17 protein-coding genes are annotated in these 21,303 nt (G+C 65.1%); 6 read left to right on the top strand and 11 right to left on the bottom strand.

The genetic code is table 11. The features are described from left to right. Positions 1 to 82: 82 nt before the first annotated feature. The gene (locus LOC59_RS05810) at positions 83 to 835 is read left to right on the top strand and encodes a DUF4191 domain-containing protein (RefSeq protein ID WP_227897109.1); all 753 of its coding nucleotides are present in this window, start codon (positions 83 to 85) and stop codon (positions 833 to 835) included. Positions 836 to 912: 77 nt separating this feature from the next. Here the strand turns inward: LOC59_RS05810 and LOC59_RS05805 are convergent, their stop codons facing one another. Next, on the bottom strand, positions 913 to 1,359 hold the full coding sequence (locus tag LOC59_RS05805; protein ID WP_227917212.1) for an RDD family protein: 447 nt from the start codon (positions 1,357 to 1,359) through the stop codon (positions 913 to 915). A gap of 262 nt (positions 1,360 to 1,621) precedes the next feature. Here LOC59_RS05805 and glnA point away from each other — a divergent pair, with 262 nt between their 5' ends. Together glnA and LOC59_RS05795 are read left to right on the top strand one after the other, a co-directional pair. Further along, positions 1,622 to 3,046 (top strand): type I glutamate--ammonia ligase, encoded by a 1,425-nt coding sequence (glnA, locus tag LOC59_RS05800; protein WP_227897111.1) that lies wholly within the window; start codon positions 1,622 to 1,624, stop codon positions 3,044 to 3,046. A gap of 153 nt (positions 3,047 to 3,199) precedes the next feature. Beyond that, the gene (locus LOC59_RS05795) at positions 3,200 to 4,333 is read left to right on the top strand and encodes a serine hydrolase domain-containing protein (RefSeq protein ID WP_229970985.1); all 1,134 of its coding nucleotides are present in this window, start codon (positions 3,200 to 3,202) and stop codon (positions 4,331 to 4,333) included. 70 nt (positions 4,334 to 4,403) lie between these two features. Here LOC59_RS05795 and LOC59_RS05790 read toward each other — a convergent pair whose 3' ends face one another. The 4 genes from LOC59_RS05790 to LOC59_RS05775 form a co-directional block, all read right to left on the bottom strand. Next, positions 4,404 to 5,132 (bottom strand): amino acid ABC transporter ATP-binding protein, encoded by a 729-nt coding sequence (locus LOC59_RS05790; protein WP_229970983.1) that lies wholly within the window; start codon positions 5,130 to 5,132, stop codon positions 4,404 to 4,406. Continuing rightward, the gene (locus tag LOC59_RS05785; RefSeq protein WP_227917207.1) at positions 5,129 to 6,604 is read right to left on the bottom strand and encodes an amino acid ABC transporter substrate-binding protein/permease; all 1,476 of its coding nucleotides are present in this window, start codon (positions 6,602 to 6,604) and stop codon (positions 5,129 to 5,131) included. Before LOC59_RS05785 ends, LOC59_RS05790 begins: the two co-directional genes overlap by 4 nt. A gap of 100 nt (positions 6,605 to 6,704) precedes the next feature. Then, positions 6,705 to 9,728: a bifunctional [glutamine synthetase] adenylyltransferase/[glutamine synthetase]-adenylyl-L-tyrosine phosphorylase gene (locus LOC59_RS05780; protein WP_229970981.1), complete on the bottom strand. Its 3,024-nt coding sequence runs from the start codon at positions 9,726 to 9,728 to the stop codon at positions 6,705 to 6,707. 19 nt (positions 9,729 to 9,747) lie between these two features. Further along, complete coding sequence (locus LOC59_RS05775; RefSeq protein WP_227897116.1) at positions 9,748 to 11,088, bottom strand: glutamine synthetase family protein; 1,341 nt, start codon at positions 11,086 to 11,088, stop codon at positions 9,748 to 9,750. 238 nt (positions 11,089 to 11,326) lie between these two features. On the opposite strand from LOC59_RS05775, the gene panB reads away from it, so the two are divergent. Then, a complete protein-coding gene (gene panB, locus LOC59_RS05770; RefSeq protein WP_227897117.1) occupies positions 11,327 to 12,181 on the top strand; it encodes a 3-methyl-2-oxobutanoate hydroxymethyltransferase in 855 nt (284 codons plus the stop codon). Positions 12,182 to 12,214: 33 nt separating this feature from the next. Here the strand turns inward: panB and LOC59_RS05765 are convergent, their stop codons facing one another. Then, a complete protein-coding gene (locus LOC59_RS05765) occupies positions 12,215 to 12,379 on the bottom strand; it encodes an SPOR domain-containing protein (RefSeq protein ID WP_227897118.1) in 165 nt (54 codons plus the stop codon). A 103-nt stretch (positions 12,380 to 12,482) separates the two neighbouring features. Here LOC59_RS05765 and map point away from each other — a divergent pair, with 103 nt between their 5' ends. Further along, positions 12,483 to 13,361 carry a type I methionyl aminopeptidase gene (map, locus tag LOC59_RS05760; RefSeq protein WP_227897119.1) on the top strand — a complete coding sequence of 293 codons (879 nt, stop codon included), beginning with the start codon at positions 12,483 to 12,485 and terminating at the stop codon, positions 13,359 to 13,361. A gap of 24 nt (positions 13,362 to 13,385) precedes the next feature. Continuing rightward, positions 13,386 to 14,183 (top strand): polyphosphate--glucose phosphotransferase, encoded by a 798-nt coding sequence (gene ppgK, locus LOC59_RS05755; RefSeq protein WP_227897120.1) that lies wholly within the window; start codon positions 13,386 to 13,388, stop codon positions 14,181 to 14,183. A gap of 75 nt (positions 14,184 to 14,258) precedes the next feature. Here ppgK and nrdR read toward each other — a convergent pair whose 3' ends face one another. The 5 genes from nrdR to lspA form a co-directional block, all read right to left on the bottom strand. Next, positions 14,259 to 14,756 carry a transcriptional regulator NrdR gene (gene nrdR, locus LOC59_RS05750; protein WP_227897121.1) on the bottom strand — a complete coding sequence of 166 codons (498 nt, stop codon included), beginning with the start codon at positions 14,754 to 14,756 and terminating at the stop codon, positions 14,259 to 14,261. A gap of 68 nt (positions 14,757 to 14,824) precedes the next feature. Further along, a complete protein-coding gene (hisD, locus tag LOC59_RS05745) occupies positions 14,825 to 16,189 on the bottom strand; it encodes a histidinol dehydrogenase (protein WP_227897122.1) in 1,365 nt (454 codons plus the stop codon). A gap of 13 nt (positions 16,190 to 16,202) precedes the next feature. Beyond that, on the bottom strand, positions 16,203 to 19,742 hold the full coding sequence (gene dnaE / locus LOC59_RS05740; RefSeq protein WP_227917204.1) for a DNA polymerase III subunit alpha: 3,540 nt from the start codon (positions 19,740 to 19,742) through the stop codon (positions 16,203 to 16,205). Between the two features lie 30 nt (positions 19,743 to 19,772). Further along, a complete protein-coding gene (locus LOC59_RS05735; RefSeq protein ID WP_227897124.1) occupies positions 19,773 to 20,708 on the bottom strand; it encodes an RluA family pseudouridine synthase in 936 nt (311 codons plus the stop codon). Further along, positions 20,701 to 21,270 carry a signal peptidase II gene (lspA, locus tag LOC59_RS05730; protein ID WP_227897125.1) on the bottom strand — a complete coding sequence of 190 codons (570 nt, stop codon included), beginning with the start codon at positions 21,268 to 21,270 and terminating at the stop codon, positions 20,701 to 20,703. Before lspA ends, LOC59_RS05735 begins: the two co-directional genes overlap by 8 nt. Between the last annotated feature and the right edge of the window lie 33 nt (positions 21,271 to 21,303).

The following is a 21,303-nucleotide window of genomic DNA, read 5'->3' as shown; positions in this document are numbered from 1 at the left end:
GCGAATGATCCCGGCGGGTGCTCCGGCCAGCCGTGTCACGCGGAGAAGATGCGGGGACTTCATCACGTAGAATTGACGCATTATGGCCAACAGCACTGATTCCGACGCATCCAAGGGCGCCCGCCGCGGCCTCTTCTCACGTAAGCCGAAGGCTGAAAAGAAGAACAAGCAGCCAGGCCGCATGAAACAGATCGCCGACGTCTTCAAGATGACGCGGCGCAACGATCCCATGGTGGTTTGGTGGATGGTGGGGGCCTTCCTGGGCATCATCGCCGTCGGCCTGATCATCGGTTTCCTGATCAACAACTGGGTCACGATGCTCATCATCGCGATCCCGCTGGGCCTGCTCGCCGCCGTCTTCATCCTTTCGCGCCGTGCCGAACGGGCCGCGTTCTCGCAGATTGAAGGGCAGCCCGGCGCCTCCGGCGCGGCACTGAGCGTCCTCCGCCGGGGCTGGATCCTCGAAGAGCAGCCCGTAGCCGTCAGCCCGCGCACCCAGGACGCAGTCTTCCGCGCCATCGGCCGCCCGGGCATCGTCCTGGTGACTGAAGGCCCTGCCAACCGCGTCCGTGTCCTCGTGGACGGTGAGCGCAAGAAGATGAACCGCATTGTGCCCAACGTGCCGGTCCACGTTATCCAGACCGGCCGCGGCGAGGGCCAGGTGCCCCTGCAGCAGGTAGCCAAGAAGGTCCGGAAGCTCAAGAAGTCACTGACGAAGCAGGAAGTCCAGGCAGTCAACAAGCGGCTCTCCGCCCTCGGCCAGCGCCTGCCAATCCCCAAGGGCATCGATCCTTACCGTGCGCGCCCGGACCGCAAGGCCGCACGCGGGCGCTAACCGCCGCAGCCACGCCGTTTCCGCGTACGAAAAGGGCCCCGGAGTGATCCGGGGCCCTTTTGTGCTCTTGGCGGGTGCTACCGGCCGTGTTTGACCTTCACCAGAACGGTGCTCATCGCCCGGTCGTGCAGGCCGCGCTGATCCGCATCAAAGATCAGGGCTGGAATCACCAGGCAGAGCAGCAGGGCACGGACGACGCCGGCCAGTGGCCCGGCGGCGCTCCCATCGAGTTTCTGAACCTGAAGGCTGAAGACCCGGTGGCCGATGCTGTACCCCAGCAGCCCCACCAGGACGATCTGTTCCGCGGCGAACACGAGGAGGATGGAAATTTCCGTCCCTCCGAAGAACGCGTAGGCAATGACCGAGGCCAGCGCCCAGTCAATGATGATTGCACCCAGGCGCGGGCCCACCCGCGCAATCGAGCCGGGACCCGAACGCGGGCGTCCAAGCCTCCGTCCCGGCCAGTTCTCTTCGTCGGACGGCGGCCCTTCGAGCCATGAACCAATGCTTCGTCTGTCAACCACCGTTTAAGACTACCGGGTGGGGCTGCGCGCTCCGCCCCACTGTGACGACGCCCAATTATGCCCCGGGGAGTGGTCACAGGCTAGGGTGGAGCCAGGGGCCCCGGTGCACGAAACGTTTCCGAAACATTGGTGACATGGGCGGGTAACGGGGTGCTCCTAGACTTACTGCTGTTACCGGCCGTCGCGGAACCGGCGCCGGTGCATGGACAGGTCCACCGCCCGAGGCCCTTCCACTCAAACTTGTAAAAGGAGCATAAAAACGATGTTCAAGAATGCGGACGAGGTCCTCAAGTTCATCGCTGACGAAGAAGTTAAATTCGTCGACATTCGATTCACCGACCTGCCCGGCGTGCAGCAGCACTTCAACGTGCCGGCAAAGTCCGTCGATGCCGATTTCTTCGTCAACGGCCAGCTCTTCGACGGATCCTCCATCCGCGGTTTCCAGGGCATTGCCGAGTCCGACATGCAGCTGATCCCGGACGTGACCACCGCGTTCCTGGATCCGTTCCGCATCGAGAAGACCCTCGCCCTGAACTTCTCCATCGTCAACCCGCGCACCGGTGAGCCGTACCACCGCGATCCCCGCGGCGTAGCCGAGCGCGCCGAAGCCTACCTGGCTTCCACCGGCATCGCCGACACGGCGTTCTTCGCCCCCGAAGCCGAGTTCTTCATCTTCGACAACGTCCAGTACGAATCCGCTCCGCAGGGCAGCTTCTACAAGGTCGACTCGATTGAAGCTCCCTGGAACAGCGGCCGTGAAGAAGAAGGCGGCAACCTGGGCAACAAGACTCCCTACAAGGGCGGTTACTTCCCGGTCGCTCCCGTGGACAAGCAGGCTGACCTGCGCGACGCCATCTGCGTCGAACTGGACAACGTCGGCCTCGAGGTCGAGCGCTCCCACCACGAAGTCGGCGGCGCCGGCCAGGCCGAAATCAACTACAAGTTCACCACGCTCACGCACGCTGCCGATGACTTGATGAAATTCAAGTACATCGTCAAGAACGTTGCCGATGCCTGGGGCAAGTCCGCGACGTTCATGCCGAAGCCGATCTTCAACGACAACGGCTCGGGCATGCACTGCCACCAGTCGCTGTGGAACGGCGGCGAGCCGCTCTTCTATGACGAGAAGGGCTACGCCGGCCTGTCCGACGTCGCACGCTGGTACATTGGCGGCCTGCTGAAGCACGCTTCCGCCGTCCTCGCTTTCACCAACCCGACGGTCAACTCCTACCGCCGGCTGGTCAAGGGCTTCGAAGCCCCGGTCAACATGGTTTACTCGCAGGGCAACCGCTCGGCCGGTATCCGTATTCCGATCACGGGCTCCAACCCGAAGGCCAAGCGCATCGAGTTCCGCGCTCCGGATCCCTCGTCCAACCCGTACCTGGCGTTTGCTGCGCAGCTGATGGCAGGCCTGGACGGAATCAAGAACCGGATTGAGCCGGCTGACCCGATCGACAAGGACCTCTACGAGCTCCCCGCCGAAGAGGCCAAGCACATCCAGAAGGCTCCGGGCTCCCTTGAGGAAGCCCTGGAAGCGCTGGAAGCCGACAACGAGTTCCTGCAGGCCGGCGGCGTGTTCACCCAGGACATGATCGATGCCTGGATCGAGTACAAGCGCGAGAAGGAAATCTTCCCGCTGTCCCTGCGCCCGAACCCCTACGAGTTCGAGCTCTACTACGGCGTCTAGGACGTCCCGCCGCTAAAGCGGCGATGGTCCACTGAAGGGTCCGCGCACTGCCGGGAGGCAGAGTGCGGACCCTTTTGTATTGCCCGGCTGGCGGGGGAAACATGGTTTCGGGTCAGCCTTGACCCGTCCCGGAGGCTGGGACAGTGTGGATCCATGCCTGGATTAACCGATGGACTGTGGGACAGCCTGGAAGCCAGGGTTTCTTCGGGATGGTGCCCGGGGCTCGTCGCGGGCGTGCGGATCGGCGGTGAGGTGGAGGTACACGCCGCGGGTACCTATGCACTCGATGACGTCCGTCCCATGAACCCCGCAACGCCGTTCCGGATCTCCTCCCTCAGCAAACTGGTGGGAGGCGCACTGGCCCTGTCGCTGGTTGCGGACGGGACGCTGGACCTGGACGACGACGTCTCCCGCTGGCTTCCCGACCTGGCCGAACTCCGGGTGCTGGCCACGCCTGACGCGCCGCTGGCCGTGACGGGCCCGGCGCGGGGACCGATGACGCTCCGCCACCTCCTGACCATGACCGCAGGCTTTGGAATCGATTTCGGACCGACGCCCTACGCCGCAGCTACACGCGACCTGCTGTGGGGCCCCACTCCCCCGGCCCTGGCCCCCGACGAGTACATGGCCCGGCTGGGAAGCCTTCCGCTCGCTGCGCAGCCCGGTGACCGGTGGATGTACCACGCAGGTGCCGACGTGCTCTCCGCGCTCCTGCCGAAAGTGGCCGGCATACCGCTGAGGGATCTGCTGGCGGAACGCATCACCGGCCCCCTGGGACTTGCTGGAACGGATTTCCCGACAGGGCAGGAGGAGTTTCCGGCGGCCTATGAAGCCACCGCCGGCGGTCTTCTCGAGGCTGCAGCCTACCAGGACGCGTTCGCGTCACCGCCGGTCTTCGAGTCCCTGGCCGGCGGCCTTGTCTCCACTGTTCCGGACTTCGTGGCGTTCTTGGCGGCGCTGGCCGATGATGTCCTGCTTCCGGCCGGGCTGGGTGCCCAGATGACCTCCGACCAGCTCACGGACGCCCAGCGGCCCGGATTTGCCGAACTGGCCGGGCCGGAGGAATCCTGGGGCTTTATGAGTGCGGTACAGACCGGTCCGGGGGCGAGCTGGTCCGAACCCGGCATGTGGGGCTGGGCAGGAGGTTCCGGCACCAGCGCCGCCGTCTATCCGAACGGGGACATCGGGGTGGTCTTCACCCAGCGCTTCATGGCCGGGCCGGATGAGAACTTCGACTGGTTCTGGGCGCCGTTCGGCCAGGCGCGCAGCCAAGCAGCCTTCGGCTGAAAGGCTCAACGCACGACGGCGGTGCTGCACCCAGCCGGGCACCGCACCGCCGTCGTCGTCAGCTTCGGCCTTAGAGGACCTTGGCCAGGAAGTCCTGCAGCCGGGACGACTGCGGGTTGCCGAAGAGTTCCTCCGGGGAGTTTTCCTCCACAATGAGCCCGTCAGCCATAAAGACAACCCGGTCGGCCACTTCGCGGGCAAAGCCCATTTCGTGCGTGACCACGACCATGGTCATGCCGTCCTTGGCGAGGTCGCGGATGACCTGGAGCACTTCGCCGACCATTTCGGGGTCGAGGGCCGAAGTGGCCTCGTCGAAGAGCATCACGTCCGGCTTCATGGCCAGCGCACGGGCAATGGCCACACGCTGCTTCTGGCCGCCGGAGAGCTGCGCCGGGCGGGCATCGGCCTTGTCGGCCAGCCCAACGCGGTCCAGCAGCGCCAGGGCGTTGGCACGGACCTCGGCCTTGGAACCCTTCTTCAGTTCCACCGGTGCCAGCATGATGTTCTGCAGCACGGTCATGTGCGGGAACAGGTTGAAGTGCTGGAAGACCATGCCGATGTGCTGGCGGACCTTGTTCAGGTCCACCTTCGGGTCGGTGAGGTCGAAGCCGTCGATCACGACCTTGCCGGCCGTGATGTCTTCAAGCTTGTTCAGGCAGCGCAGGAAAGTCGACTTGCCGGAGCCGGACGGGCCGATCACGCAGACCACTTCGCCCTCGGCGACGGCGACGTCCAGTCCCTTCAGGACCTCGACCGGACCGTAGGACTTGCGCAGGCCGATGGTTTGGATCTTGCTCACTTGTTGAACCTCTTATCCAGGACGTCCGCCAGCTTGGTCAGCAGCGTGATCACGATGAAGTACAGGGCTGCGACGATGATCAGCACCTCTGCGGTGCGGAAGTTCACCGCGTAGACCTGCTGTGCCTGGTAGGTCAGCTCGGCGAAGCCGATGACGGCAAGCAGCGACGTGTCCTTCAGGGTGATCACGAACTGGTTAATGAAGGACGGCGTCATGATCTTCACGGCCTGCGGAATGATGATCTTCTGCATCGTCTTGCCGTAGCCAAGGCCCAGGCTGCGCGCCGCTTCCATCTGGCCCGGATCCACGGACTGGATGCCGCCGCGCACGATCTCGGTCATGTAGGCACCGGCGTTCAGGCTCAGTGTCAGCACGCCGGCAGTGAGGACGTCGACCGGCTGGCCGATGAGCTGGGGCAGGCCGAAGTAGAAGAAGAAGGCCTGCACCAAAACAGGGGTCCCGCGGAAGATGCTCACGTAGGTGGTGGCGATGCCGCGCAGCACGATCTTGGAGCTGACCTTGAAGAAACCGAAAATCACACCGAGGATCAGCGCGAAGAACAGTGACAGCGCGGTCGCCAGCAGCGTCAGGCCCAAGCCCTTGGCGAAGGCGGGTGCGTTGTCGGTGACCAGGGACCAGAAGCTGGAGTCGGCGGCGCCGGCATCCAGGTAGCGGTCCAGGATCTCGTCGTATTCGCCGGACTCCTGCAGGTTCGCAAGGCCCGCGTTGAACGCTTCCAGGAGTTCCGGGTTGGTCTCCGCATTCACGGCAAAGCCGTAGGAGGAGCCAACTTCCTTGTCCGTGACGGTCTTCAGCCCGTTGCCTGACTTGATGCCGTAGGCAAGGACCGGGTAGTCGTCGAACACGGCGACCGAGGAACCGGCCTTGACGTCGTCGTACATCTGGGCCGACTGGGCGAAAGCGATGACGTCGAAGCCATACTCGTCCTTGATGGACTCGGCGAAGGCCTGGCCTTCCGTGCCGGTCTTGACGGCAACGCGCTTGCCTTCCAGGTCTTCGTACCCGGCCACGTCGTTGTTGTTTTCCGCCACGGCCATCTGGATGCCGGATTCGAAGTACGGGTCAGAGAAGTCGAAGACCTTTTGCCGTTCCTCGGTGATGGACATGCCGGCGATGACGCCGTCGACCTGGTTGGACTGCAGCGCCTGAAGGGCGGCGTCGAACCCGAGGGAACGGATTTCCACCGCAAAGCCCTGGTCCTCCGCAATCGCGTTCATCAGGTCGATGTCGATACCGACGAGCTCGCCGTTTTCACGGAACTCGAAGGGAGCGAAGGTGGTATCAGTACCGATGGTGTAGGTTTTGCCCGCCACGCTGTCCGGTGCCGGTGAGGTGGCCGCGAAGGCCCCGGTTGCGGGGATGCCCAGCAGCAGCGCCAGCGCTGCAAGCAGGGAGGTGAGGGGAACCGCGAGTGAGGCGGGGCTTTTCAGCGCCCGTTTGCCACTGTGCAAAGTAAACGTCTCCTAGCTAATGGTTCGCGGCGATGCGCAGCAAACGCCACCAAAAAGACTACTAGGAATGCGGGCACCCAATTTACCGCGGGGTCCGGGCTCAGGTCCCTTCGAGCCCGTAGCCGTAGAACCAGCGTTCGAAAACACCCCGCGCCCGGCGCGTGATCCGGAGGTAGTGTTCTTCCAACACGCCGCCCTGACCTGCAGGGTAACCGCACCAGCGGGCCACGGCTTCGAGTTCACGCCGCGAGGAAGGAAGCACGTCGGCGTTCCTTCCGCCGCGGATCACGTTTGCACAACGGATCCGGCTGGCCAGCAGCCAGCTCTCCCGGAGGATCTGTACGTCGGCGTCCGGCAGGAACCCGGCGTCGCTGATCGCGTCCAGCGCTGCCAGCGTCGCCGTGGTGCGCAGGGCCGGGTAGGAATGGGCATGCTGCAACTGCAGCAGCTGCACCAGCCACTCGACGTCGCTGAGGCCGCCGCGGCCCAGCTTGACGTGGCGGGAGGGATCGGCGCCCCGTGGCAGGCGTTCAGCTTCGACGCGTGCCTTGATGCGCCGGATCTCCCGGATATCTGCCTTGTCGAGGGATTCCGGATACCGGATGGGGTCAACCAGGGCCAGGAAATCCTCTCCCAGCCTGTCATCGCCTGCCATGGGCCGCGCACGGAGCAGCGCCTGTGCCTCCCAGGCCAGGGACCAGCGTTCATAGTAGCCCCGGTATGAATCGAGGGTCCGCACCAGCGGCCCCTGTCTGCCCTCGGGGCGCAGCCCGGCGTCCAGCTCCAGGACCCGTTCAGCCAGGACGGCGGGCTGGCAGGGCTGCTGCAGGAGGGATGAGATGAGCCCGACAATCCGCTCGGCCTGCTTCTGCGCCGCCTGCGGATCTGCGCCGGGAAGCGGGCGGTGCACGTACAGGACGTCGGCGTCTGAGCCGTAGCCGATCTCTCGGCCGCCCTGCCGTCCCATGGCAACCACCAGCATGTCCGTCAGCTGCTCTTCCGAGCTGTAGACCTCGTTTTCCGCGGTATGCAGCATGCCCAGCACGGCGGCGCGGTCATTGTCCGAGAGCGCCCGGCCGACTTCTTCCTGCGAGAGCAGGCCGGCACTGTCCGCCACCGCGATCCGGAGCATTTCGCGGCGACGGATCAGGCGGATCAGGCGTGCAGCCTCTCCGGACCGGGGGTGGCGGGACATTTTGGCCCGTATTTCCTGCCAGAGGGCGTCGAAGCCCAGCGGGGACAGATCCTTGTCCGTGCCCAGCCACGCGGTGGATTCGGGGGAAACTTCCAGCAGGTCGCTGATGAAGCGGGAGGAGGAGAGGATGTGGCACAGGCGCTCCCCCGCCGCGGAGGAATCGCGCAGCATGCCCAGGTACCAGTGGCTGTCTCCGAGGGACTCGCTGAGCCGGCGGAAGCCAAGCAGGCCGGCGTCGGGGTCCACACCGTCTGCCAGCCAGGCCAGCAGCACGGGAAGCAGCTGCCGCTGCAGGGCCGCCCGGCGGCTGATGCCGTTGGTCAGCGCCTCAATGTGCCGCATGGCGCCCTTGGGGTCCGCATAGCCCAGGGCAGCCAGCCTGGCCTGCGCGGCTTCCGGCGTCAGCCGGACCTCGTCCTCGGACAGGTTGGAGGCAGTGTTCAGCAGCGGACGGTAGAAGATCGATTCGTGCAGCCGGCGGACCAGCCGCTTGGTCCGCTGCCAGGTTTCCAGCAGACGCTCGGCGCTCGGCCGGATGAGGGCCAGGGAACCGGCGGAGGACTTTGACAGGGCACGCAGCGCCGGATCCGACTCCGGCATCAGGTGCGTGCGGCGCATGTGGACCATCTGGATGCGGTGTTCCAGGACACGCAGGTACCGGTACGCCGCATCCAGGTCCGCCGCATCTCCGCGGCCGATGTAGCCGCCTTCGCTGAGTGCCGCGATTGCCGACGTCGTGGTGCGGACCCGCAGGGTTTCATCGATCCGGCCGTGGACCAGCTGAAGCAGCTGGACGGTGAACTCCACGTCCCGCAGCCCGCCCTTGCCAAGTTTGATCTGCCGGGCTTCCTCATGGGCGGGGATATGGTCGGTGACCCGCCGGCGCATGGCCTGGACGGACTCCACAAACCCCTCCCGCTCGGAACTGGACCAGATCAGCGGCGCGACCGCGTCCTCGTACCGCCGGCCCAGATCCGGGTCACCGGCGATGGCGCGTGCCTTGAGCAGCGCCTGGAATTCCCAGGTGTGTGCCCAGCGCTGGTAGTAGTTCAGGTGCGACTCCAGCGTCCGGACCAGGGGTCCGTCCTTGCCCTCCGGGCGCAGGTTTGCGTCAACGTCCCACAGGCCCGGCTCCATGGCTGAGGCGTTGATGGCACGGGAAACTCCGGCGGCCATGGCAGTGCCAATGCGGTTCGCCAGCGGTTCATCCAGACCCGGCGCTTCGATGACATAGATGACGTCGACGTCGGAAATGTAGTTGAGCTCGCTGGCACCGCACTTGCCCATGCCGATGATGGCCAGACGGACGGCTGCGACGTCTGCCGGGTCAAAGGCCGCGGCAAGTTCCGCCCGGGACACTGCCAGGGCCGCTTCCAGTGCCGCCGCCGCAAGGTCTGCCAGTTCCCGGCCCACCGCGGGCATCGTATCTTCCGGCGACGCCGCGCCGAGGTCCCGGATGGCCAGGTCCAGCAGGTGGCGCCTGTACCGGGCGCGCAGGCTGACATAGGCCTGTGTGCCCGTCACCGCTGCCACCGAATTCGGGCCTGAGGCAGCTCCCACGGATTCCAGCAGCGATGCGCGCAGTATCCGGCCCGGTACCGCACCAGGTTCCGCGCGCAGCTCCGAAGCCAGCAGGTCCGCGTTCTCCGGGTGGCGCATGACAAACTCCGCCAGCGCCTCCGAGGCGCCCAGCACCCGGAACAGCGCCTCGGCGTCGTCCGGTTCCGCATTGACCAGCTCAGCGAGCGACGGGATGCGGCTCAGGAGCCTGACCAGTGACTGCAGTGCCATGTCCGGGTTTGCCGCCCGGGCAAATCCGGCGAAGAGCCTCTCCTCGTCTATCCCCGACAGCTCGGGGGCAGCGAGGAAGCGTTCACTCTTCTCCAGGTCCGTGAACCCGGTGGCAATCATGCGTCTGGTCAGGCTCATCAGCTCACCGGCGCTTTCGCTAGAGGATGCTCAGGTTCTTCTTCAGCTCGAAGGCCGTGACCTGCTGGCGGTACTCGTTCCAGTCGGCCTGCTTGTTCCTCAGGAAATTCTCGAAGACCTGCTCGCCCAGGATGCCGGCCACCAGTTCGGATTCCTCCATCACACGGATGGCGTCGTGGAGGCTCGAAGGCAGCGGAGAGTGGCCCATGGCGCGGCGCTCGGCGGCGCTCAGCGACTCGATGTCGTCCTCAGCACCCGGGGGCAGATCGTAGCCTTCTTCGATGCCCTTCAGGCCGGCACCGAGCAGCACGGCGTAGGACAGGTACGGGTTGGCTGCGGAGTCGATGCCGCGGTACTCGATCCGGGCGGACTGTCCCTTGCCCGGCTTGTACAGCGGTACGCGCAGCAGCGCAGAACGGTTGTTGTGGCCCCAGGAGAGATAGCTCGGAGCCTCGCCGCCGCCCCACAGCCGCTTGTAGGAGTTCACGAACTGGTTGGTCACGGCGGTGAATTCCGGGGCATGGCGCAGGATGCCGGCCATGAACTGGCGGGCCGTCGTCGAAAGCTGGAACTCGGCGCCGGCCTCGAAGAACGCGTTGGAGTCGCCTTCAAAGAGCGAGAAGTGGGTGTGCATGCCGGAACCGGGGTGGTCGGAGAACGGCTTCGGCATGAAGGTTGCGTAGCAGTCCGTCATCAGTGCGACCTCTTTCACGACCGTCCGGAAGGTCATGATGTTGTCCGCGGTCTGCAGGGCATCCGCGTAGCGCAGGTCAATTTCGTTCTGGCCGGGACCGGCTTCGTGATGGCTGAACTCCACGGAGATGCCCACTGCTTCAAGCATGGACACGGCAGTACGCCGGAAGTCTTGGGCCACGCCGCCGGGAACGTGGTCGAAGTACCCGGCGCGGTCAACGGGAACGGGTTCGCCGTCAGGACCAGGCTGGTCCGACTTCAGGAGGTAGAACTCGATCTCCGGGTGGGTGTAGCAGGTGAAGCCCATGTCGGCCGCCTTGGCCAGCTGGCGCTTGAGCACGTTGCGGGGGTCCGCTGCAGACGGCTGGCCGTCAGGGGTCAGGATGTCGCAGAACATCCGGGAGGTCTGCTCCGCGTCGCCGCGCCAGGGAAGGATCTGGAAGGTGGACGGGTCCGGCTGGGCCAGCATGTCGGATTCAAAGATGCGGGCCAGGCCCTCGATCGAGGAACCGTCGAACCCGAGGCCTTCCTCGAAAGCCCCTTCAACTTCGGCAGGGGCCAGGGCCACGGACTTCATGGACCCCACAACGTCGGTAAACCAGAGCCGGACAAACCGCACATCGCGTTCTTCGATCGTGCGCAGAACGAATTCCTGCTGGCGGTTCATGCTTACCTCTTTCGCTGTGGTTCGCTGTGGCGGGTCCTGATCTGAAACCCTTCTGCCCGTCCCCTGCGGCAAGGAAGCGCCCGGACCGGGATGGGGCCGGTGGTGTGCGCGGCCTGCAAATACTCTACCCAGCCGGAACCGGTTTTTCGGTCCGCGGCCCGCGTGTGGCCGGAGATTACGTGCCGGCCGGGCTCCGCGGGGCCCGGCCGTATGCGCCAATATTTAGTAGGCTCACATCATGACCAGCGCTGAACAGCCCAAACCGTACGGTACCGACCCGGCACAGGCCCCTGCCCTGCCGAAGCGCGTGCGTACGTCCTACCTCCAGCAGCTCAAGGATTCCGGCGGCAAGTTCGCCATGCTGACCGCCTACGACCAGTACACCGCGGCGATCTTTGACGAAGCCGGCATCGAGGCCCTGCTGATCGGTGATTCCGCAGCCAACAACGTCATGGGCCATGACACGACGCTGCCCATCACGCTGGACGAAATGATCGTCTTCGCCAAGTCAGTGGCTGCCGGAGCCAAGCGCGCCCTGATCGTGTGCGACCTGCCCTTTGGTTCCTACGAGGTCTCCCCCGCCCAGGCCATTGAGTCCTCGGTCCGGCTCATGAAGGAGGCAGGGGTCCAGGCAGTCAAGATGGAGGGCGGCGCGCACTACGCCGGTCACGTCCGGGCGATGACGGCTGCCGGAATCCCCGTCATGGCCCATGTTGGCTTCACTCCCCAGAGCGAGCATGCGCTGGGAGGTTACAAGGTGCAGGGCCGCGGAGATGCCGCGCAGGCAGTTATCGACGACGCCGTCGCCCTGGCCGAAGCCGGCGCGTTCTGCGTGCTGATGGAAATGGTTCCCGCCGACGTCGCCGCCGCCGTTGACGCGGCCGTGCCGGTACCCACGATCGGCATTGGCGCCGGAAACGCGACGACCGGACAGGTGCTGGTCTGGCAGGACATGGCGGGTATGCGCGGCGGCAAGGCACCGCGCTTCGTCAAGGCTTTCGCCGACGTCCGGACTGTCCTTTCAACCGCGGCCCGCGAGTATGCCGAGGAAGTCCGCAGCGGAACGTTCCCAGGTCCGGAGCACAGCTTCTAGCCCGGAGCCCAGCTTCGAGCTCCGGCACGAAGCTCAGTCCTCGTCCTGCCGGTCCCAGGCCTCGTTGCGGGCCTGGACCTTCTGCAGCGCGCGTTCCGCTTCCTCACGGCTGGGGTAGGGTCCGATCAGCTTGGTCCAGTCGGACTGCGGGCCAACTTCGACTTCGTGGGTCTGCACGTTGAACCAGAACTCGGCCATGGGCCCTCCTCAGGGTTGTGCGTCCGCGCCGTTTAAGCGGCTGGACAGTGGACATTGCCGGCCCCATGCGTTGGCACGGAGCGCTGGCGATAAGATCGATACTATGCCCCAGAATATTGCCACTGCACCCCTTGGACGCCTGCAGCCGGGACGGGTCTCTCCCCGCCGCCCCGTGCCGGCGTCGATTCCCCGTCCCGAGTATGTAGACAGGGAGGCGCCGGCAAAGTTCACGGGCTCAGAGGTGAAGTCGGCGGAGACGATCGAGAAGATCCGCATTGCCAGCCGCATCGCGGCCCAGGCCATCGTCGAGGTCGGCAACCACATCCAGCCCGGCGTCACCACTGATGAGCTGGACGTCGTCGCGCATGAATTCCTGCTGGACCACAAGGCCTACCCGTCGACGCTTGGCTACCGGGGCTTCCCGAAGTCCGTCTGCACCTCGGTCAATGAAGTCATCTGCCACGGCATCCCCGATTCCACGGTCATCCAGGACGGCGACATCGTCAACGTCGACATCACCGCCTACATCAACGGGGTCCACGGCGACACCAACTACACCTTCCTGGCCGGCGACGTCGACGAAGAGTCCCGCCTGCTCGTGGAGCGCACGGCGGAGTCGCTGCGGCGCGCCATCAAGGCCGTCATGCCGGGCCGCGAAATCAACGTGATCGGCCGGGCCATCGAGTCCTACGCCAAGCGGTTCGGCTACGGCGTGGTCCGCGACTTCACGGGCCACGGCGTCGGCGAGGCCTTCCACACGGGCCTGATCATCCCGCACTACGACGCCGCACCGGCGTACAGCCGGCTCATCGAAACCGGAATGGTGTTTACCATTGAGCCTATGCTCACACTCGGGACCATCGAGTGGGACATGTGGGAGGACAACTGGACCGTCCTGACCAAAGACCGCAAGCGAACCGCCCAGTTCGAACACACGCTGCTTGTCACGGACAACGGCGCCGAAATCCTGACCCTGCCGTAGCGCAACGCCTAGCACTGGAGAACCATGGCCAAGAAGCAGAAGAACAAGCACGATGCCGTCATTGGCATCGACATCGGCGGCACGGGCATCAAGGGCGGCATCGTCGACCTGAACAAGGGCAAGCTCATCGGCGACCGCTTCCGGATCCCCACCCCGCAGCCTGCCACGCCTGAGGCTGTGGCCGGCGTCGTCGGGCAGATCGTTGCCGAGCTCTCTTCACGCCCCGAGGGCCCGGGAACCGAGGTCCCTGTTGGCGTGACCTTCCCGGCCATCATCCAGCACGGTGTAGCCCGTTCCGCAGCGAACGTGGACAAGAGCTGGGTGGACACCGACGTCGACGCCCTGCTCACCAAGGCGCTCAACCGGGAAGTCCAGGTGATGAACGACGCCGATGCAGCCGGCCTGGCTGAAGCCCGCTACGGCGCCGGCAAGGGGGTGGGCGGAACGGTCCTGGTCATCACCCTCGGCACCGGCATCGGATCCGCGCTGATCTCCAACGGTGCGCTGGTTCCCAACGCCGAGCTTGGCCACCTCGAGATCGACGGCGTGGACGCCGAGTCCCGCGCCTCCGCCTCCGCCCGGGAGCGGGACAACATCAGCTGGGAAGAGTACGCCCACCGCCTCCAGCGGTACTTCTCCCACGTGGAGTTCCTCTTCTCCCCCGACCTGTTCGTGATCGGCGGCGGCATCTCCAAGCGCAGCGAGGACTTCCTGCCGATGCTCGACCTGCGAACCCCCGTGGTCACCGCCAACCTGAAGAACAATGCGGGAATCGTGGGTGGGGCGCTCCAGGCTGCACTGCACTTCAACTACGTCAAGTAACCCCGTCTTGATGGCAGAAACTGCTGGTTAGGGCTTCCAAACCAGCAGTTTCTGCCATCTCGTTTTGCGAGGCGGCTACTGGGCTGTCAGAGGACGCTGCGCTCCGGCGGGCACGCTGCCGGCGCGGGCGGAATCGGCCCGCAGCGCGGCAATAGCCGTCTCGAAGTCTTCAAGCGACTCGAAGGACTGGTAGACGCTGGCGAAGCGGAGGTAGGCCACCTGGTCCAGTTTCTGCAGCGGCTGCAGGATGGCCAGCCCCACTTCATGAGCCTGGATTTCAGCGACGCCGGAGGCACGGATAGTCTCCTCAACCTCCTGCGCCAGCAGCGCCAGGTCGTCCTCGCTTACCGGCCGTCCCTGGCACGCCTTGCGGGCACCGTTGATGACCTTGCTGCGGCTAAAGGGCTCGGCCACTCCGGAACGCTTGATCACGCTGAGGCTGGTGGTTTCCACCGTGCTGAAACGGCGCCCGCATTCGGGACACTGGCGTCTGCGCCGGATGGCGGAACCGTCGTCAGCGAGGCGGCTGTCGACGACCCGCGAGTCGGCGTTCCGGCAGTACGGACAGTACATTCCTCGGTCCTTTCACGCACAAGCGGTGAGGGCTTGGCACCCCGTTGTAGGAGGTCTCCCGCGGGAGCTTACCCGGCGAACCGGATACTGACGGCATCACCGTGTGCGGGCAGGTCCTCGGCGCGTGAGAGTGCCACGACGTGTGCGCTGACCTCGGCCAGGGCATCCCGGCTGTAGTCGATGACCTGGATCGCCCGCATGAACGTCGTGACGTTCAGGCCGGACGAGAACGCAGCGGTGCCCGCGGTCGGCAGCACGTGGTTTGAACCGGAGCAGTAGTCACCCAGGCTGACCGGGCTGTAGTTGCCCACGAAAATGGCTCCGGCGCTCGTGATCCGGCCGGCCACCGCCTGTGCATCGGCGGTCTGGATTTCCAGGTGCTCTGCGCCGTAGGCGTTGCAGACCGCAATACCCTGCTCCAGTCCATCAACCAGGACGACGGCGGACTGGGCGCCGGAGAGTGCGGTGCGGACCCGCTCTGAGTGCTTGGTGGAGGCCACCTGGTCCTCCAGGGCGGCACGGACGGACCCGGCAAGCTCTTCGGAATCCGTCACGAGGACGGATGCAGCGTTGGGATCGTGCTCGGCCTGGCTGATCAGGTCCGCGGCTACCAGCCTGGGATCGGCAGACCCGTCCGCAAGCACGGCAATCTCGGTGGGGCCGGCTTCGGCGTCAATCCCGACGACGCCCTTGACCAGCCGCTTGGCCGTGGCCACGAAGACGTTGCCCGGGCCGGTGACGACATCCACCGGTTCCAGTGCGGGACCGGCGTCTCCGGCGGGAATACCGTAGGCAAACGCGGCGATCGCCTGGGCACCGCCAACGGCGTACACCTCTTCGATCCCCAGCAGTTCGGCAGCCGCAAGGATGGTGGGGTGCGGCAGGCCGCCGAATTCCTTCTGCGGCGGCGACGTCAGGGCCAGGGAAGCAACCCCGGCGGCCTGTGCCGGCACCACATTCATGACCACGGAGGACGGGTAGACGGCCAGTCCGCCCGGAACGTAGAGTCCCACCCGGTTGACCGGAACCCAGCGGTGGGTGACCTTCGCGCCGTCGGCAATATCGACTTCCACGTCGGCCGGGCGGTGCGCTTCGGCAAAGATGCGGGCACGGCGGATCGACTCTTCGAGGCCGGCCCGTACGGCCGGATCGAGTTCCTTCAGTGCCGTGCGAAGGGCCTCGCGGGGAACCAGCGGATGGGCGAGCTCAACGCCGTCAAACTTTGCCGCAAGTTCCGAGAGCGCGGCAAACCCGCGGGCGCGCACATCGCCGATGATCGCGGCGACAGCATCCGACGCGACGTCGGTTGTGGTCTCGGCACGCGGCATGACCGCTTTCAGTTCTGCGGCAGAGAGCTTCCGGCCGCGCAGGTCCAGCGTGCGGAGGGCAGGAAACAGCAGGTCAGGACGAACATCAGGAGTGGAAGAAGTCACGAATCTATTCTACCTAGGCATCGAGGCATGCGGGGCCCAGAAGCACCTTCAAGTCACCAAAGAGCGACGGCGTCGGGTTGACCCGCATGTCCACGCCCAGTTTCATGACCTCCACGGTGCGGCTGCCGTTGAGCCGGATCTGGACCTCCGAGGTTCCGGGGTGGGTGCGGAGCACATCGCGGAGCTGCGTCACCACGGTTTCGGTGGCCTTATAGGTCGCCATCGAAATAACGACTGGACCCGAATGTCCCTCGCTGAGGTCCGGGACGGTCAGCTCCTGCGCGTTCAAGGTGACGGCACCGTCGTCGCGCCGCTGCAACCGGCCGCGGACGACGACGATCAGGTCCTCAGCGAGGACAGCGGCGATCGGCCCGTAGACCTGGCCAAAGAACATGACTTCCATGGACCCGGCCAGGTCCTCGATCTCACAGCGCGCGTACGCGTTGCCGCTGTTCTTGGCGATGCGGCGCTGCAGGGATGTGATCATTCCTGCGATGGTGACGATGGAACCGTCCGCCGGACCTTCCTCGCTGACGATCGAGGTGATCGAGGAGTCGGCGTGCTGGCTGAGGATGCCTTCCAGGCCCTGAAGCGGGTGGTCGGAGACGTACAGGCCCAGCATGTCCCGTTCAAAGGACAGCTTGTCCTTCTTCTCCCACTCGGGCAGGTCCGGGATGTCGATGGAAATGGAGGCTTCCGGTTCCGCGTCCCCGATGCCGGCGAACAGGTCGAACTGGCCTACGGCTTCGTTGCGCTTGAGGACCACCACGGAATCGATGGCCTCTTCATGGATCATGGCCAGCGGACGGCGGGCATGGCCCATTGAGTCGAACGCGCCGGCCTTGATGAGGGACTCGATAGTCCGCTTGTTGCAGACCACCGCAGGGACCTTCATGAGGAAGTCCTTGAAGTTGGTGAACGCTCCCTTTTCTTCGCGGGCGCCCACCATGGCCTGGACAACGTTGGTGCCCACGTTGCGGATCGCTCCCATGCCGAAGCGGATGTCCTTGCCCACAGGGGTGAAGTTCACGGAGGATTCGTTGACGTCCGGCGGCAGCACCGTGATGCCCATCTTCCGGCACTCGTTCAGGTACATGGCCAGCTTGTCCTTGTCATCTCCGACCGAGGTCAGGAGGGCAGCCATGTATTCGGCCGGGTACTTGGCCTTGAGGTACGCGGTCCAGTACGACACCACGCCGTAGGCAGCGGAGTGCGCCTTGTTGAAGGCGTAGTCGGAGAACGGGAGCAGGATGTCCCAAAGCGCCTTGATGGCTGCTTCCGAGTAGCCGCGGTCCACCATGCCCTGGTGGAAGCCGGCGTACTGCTTGTCCAGCTCGGATTTCTTCTTTTTGCCCATGGCGCGGCGGAGGATATCTGCCTGGCCGAGGCTGAATCCTGCCACCTTCTGGGCGATGGCCATAACCTGCTCCTGATAGACAATCAGGCCGTAGGTGGTGTTCAGGATTTCCGCGAGCGGTTCCTCGAGCTCCGGGTGGATCGGGGTGATTTCCTGCTGGCCGGTCTTGCGCAGGGCGTAGTTCGTGTGCGAGTTCGCACCCATGGGCCCGGGGCGGTACAGGGCGATGACAGCGGAGATGTCTTCGAAGTTGTCCGGCCGCATGCTCTTGAGCAGTGACCGCATGGGACCGCCGTCGAGCTGGAACACACCCAGTGTGTCACCGCTGGCCAGGAGGTCGTAGGCTTCCTTCAGATCCAGCGGAAGGTCTTCCAGGACCAGGTCCTCGCCGCGGTTGTTCTTGATGTTCTCCACTGCGTCGGAGACGATCGTCAGGTTCCGCAGGCCGAGGAAGTCCATCTTGATCAGCCCCAGGCCTTCGCAGGTGGGGTAATCGAACTGCGTAATAACCTGCCCGTCCTGCTCGCGCCGCATGATCGGGATGATGTCGATCAGGGGGTCGGAGGACATGATCACGCCGGCGGCGTGGACCCCCCACTGGCGCTTCAGGCCTTCAAGCCCCAGGGCGGTGTCGAACACGCGCTGGGAATCGGGATCAGTGCGCAGCAGTTCGCGCAGTTCCTCTGCCTCGCCGTAGCGTTTGGCTTCCTTGTTGTGCACGTCGGCCAGAGACAGGCCCTTGCCCATCACGTCCGGCGGCATCGCCTTGGTCAGGCGTTCTCCGACAGAGAAGGGGTAGCCCATCACGCGGGAGGAATCCTTCAAAGCCTGCTTGGCCTTGATGGTGCCGTACGTAACGATCATGGCAACACGCTCATCACCGTACTTCTCCGTGACGTAATGGATCACCTCGGAGCGGCGCCGATCATCGAAGTCGACGTCGAAGTCGGGCATGGACACACGGTCCGGGTTGAGGAACCGCTCGAAAATCAGGCCGTGCTGCAGCGGGTCCAGGTCGGTGATCCCCATGGCGTAGGCGGCCATGGAGCCGGCGCCGGAGCCTCGTCCGGGGCCAACCCGGATGCCGTTCTTCTTCGCCCAGTTGATGAAGTCGGCCACCACCAGGAAGTATCCCGGGAAGCCCATCTGGGCGATGATGCCGACCTCATAGTCGGCACGCTTGCGCACGGCGTCCGAGATGCCGCCCGGGTAGCGCTTCTGCAGCCCCTTCTCGACTTCCTTGACGAACCAGGATTCCTCGTTTTCCCCCTCCGGGGTGGGGAACCGCGGCATGTAGTTGGCCTTGGTGTTGAACTCGACGTCACAGCGCTCGGCAATGAGCAGCGTGTTGTCGCAGGCGTCCGGGTGGTCGCGGAAGATCGAGCGCATCTCGTCAGGAGACTTGAGGTAGAACTCGTCGGCGTCGAACTTGAACCGCTTCGGATCCGCCAGGGAGGAACCGGACTGCACGCAGAGCAGCGCCGCGTGCGCGGAAGCGTCTTCGGCGTGGGTGTAGTGCAGGTCATTCGTGGCTACCAGCGGCAGGCCCAGCTCCTTGGCGAGCTTGATCAGGTCAGCCTGGATATTGCGCTCAATATCCAAGCCGTGGTCCATCAGCTCGCAGAAGAAGTTGTCCTTGCCGAAGATGTCCCGGAAATCGGACGCCGCCTGGACGGCTTCCTTGTAGAGGCCCAGCCTGAGCTTCGTCTGTACTTCCCCGGACGGGCAGCCCGTCGTGGCGATCAGGCCCTTGCCGTAGGTCTGCAGCAGGTCCCGGTCCATCCGCGGTTTGTAGAGGTAGCCCTCCAGGGAGGCCAGGGAGGACATCCGGAAGAGGTTGTGCATGCCCTCGGTAGTCTCGGCCCACATCGTCATGTGCGTGTAGGCACCGGCGCCGGAGACGTCGTTCCGGCCGCCGTCGCCCCACTTCACACGGGTCTTGTCCTGGCGCGCCGTCCCCGGAGTCAGGTAGGCCTCGACGCCGATGATCGGCTTGATCCCGGAGTTGCGTGCCTTGTTCCAGAAGTCGAAGGCCCCGAAGACGAACCCGTGGTCCGTCGTTGCCAGGGCATTCATGCCCAGTTCGTCGGCATGGCTGAAGAGGTCGGTCAGCCTGGCGGCACCGTCCAGCATCGAATACTCGGTGTGGTTGTGAAGATGGACAAACGATTTGGACGAACTAGTTGCTGAAGCCACCTAACCATTCTAGGGGCGCGCGGCGTCCGCCTAGACGTCCCCGCGTTCCAGCGCGTCGAGCGCATACTGCAGGTCCTGGGGGTAGGCCGATTCATACTCGACCCAGTTCCCGGTTCCGGGATGCGTGAAGCCCAGCTTCCGGGCATGCAGCCACTGCCTGGTCAGGCCCAGTTCCGCGGCAAGACGGGGATCGGCACCATACGTGAGGTCACCCGCGCAGGGGTGGCGCAGGGCGGAAAAGTGCACGCGGATCTGGTGTGTCCGGCCGGTTTCGAGGTGCACTTCCACCAGCGATGCGCGGCCGAAGGCCTCAAGGACCTTGTAGTGCGTGACCGAGTCCCGTCCGTCATCGATGACGGCAAAGCGCCAGTCGTGTCCGGGGTGGCGGCCGATGGGCGCGTCGATGGTTCCTTCAAGCGGATCCGGCAGCCCCTGCACCAGGGCATGGTATTCCTTCTCCACCGTGCGGTCCCGGAACGCCTGCTTCAGCACGTTGTAGGCGTGTTCGGTCTTGGCCACCACCATCACGCCGGAGGTCCCGACGTCGAGGCGGTGCACAATTCCCTGCCGCTCCCCCGCACCGGAGGTGGAGATGCGGTAGCCGGCGGCGGCGAGGCCGCCCACGACGGTGGGGCCAACCCAGCCCGGCGAGGGGTGCGCCGCAACGCCCACCGGCTTGTCGATGACGACGAAGTGCTCATCGTCACCAAGGATTTTCAGGTCATCGATGGGTTCGACGACGACGGCCAGCGGATCCGGCAGTTCCGGCACGTCGGCGGCTACGATGTCGCCGGTCCGCAGGCGGTCAGACTTGGCCACGGGTTTGCCTGCACGGGTCAGCCATCCCTCGGCACACCAGCTGGCAGCGGTGGAACGGGAAATGTCCAGCAGGGTGCCCAGCACGGCGTCGGCCCTGCCGCCGTCGTGCTCCTCGCCGATAGTGAACTTGGCGTGGATCTCAGGCATCTGCAGCGTCCTTGCTGCTGGTGGCCCGGGTGCCGTCCATATTGATTCCGCGCAGCGTCAGCAGGCACACCAGGATCACGCCCGAGACCACACAGGAGTCTGCAATGTTGAAGATGGCGAAGTTGGGGAGGGCAATAAAGTCGACGACGTGTCCCTGGCCGAACGAAGGCTCGCGGAAAAGGCGGTCGGTCAGGTTGCCCAGCGCCCCGCCCAGCACGAGCCCGAGGGCGATGGACCAGCCCAGGGAACGCAGCCGGAACATGAGGTAGATGAGGAAGCCGGAGACCACCACCATGATGATGGTGAAGACCCAGGTGTAATCCGTCCCGATGGAAAACGCCGCTCCGGGATTCCGGATGAAGTGCCAGCGCAGCACGGAGCCCAAAACGTCAGTGACCTGGCCCTCGGTCATGGTGGAGACGACCCAGATCTTCGTGAGCTGGTCCAGCACCCACGCGGCCAAGGCGCAGCAGGCCATGATCAGGGCGTAGCGGGTCAGGGCAGCTTTGGGCCGCACGGGGGGCTGGGGCTGCTCGGCAGGTGCGTTCGGAGAGTCAGTCATGATGCTTTCGTTTTCGGGACCTGGGCGGCCCGG

Origin of the sequence: Arthrobacter sp. zg-Y916, assembly GCF_020907385.1 — a bacterium.
GTDB lineage: Bacteria > Actinomycetota > Actinomycetes > Actinomycetales > Micrococcaceae > Arthrobacter_B > Arthrobacter_B caoxuetaonis.
This window is presented reverse-complemented; position numbering and strand designations above follow the sequence as displayed.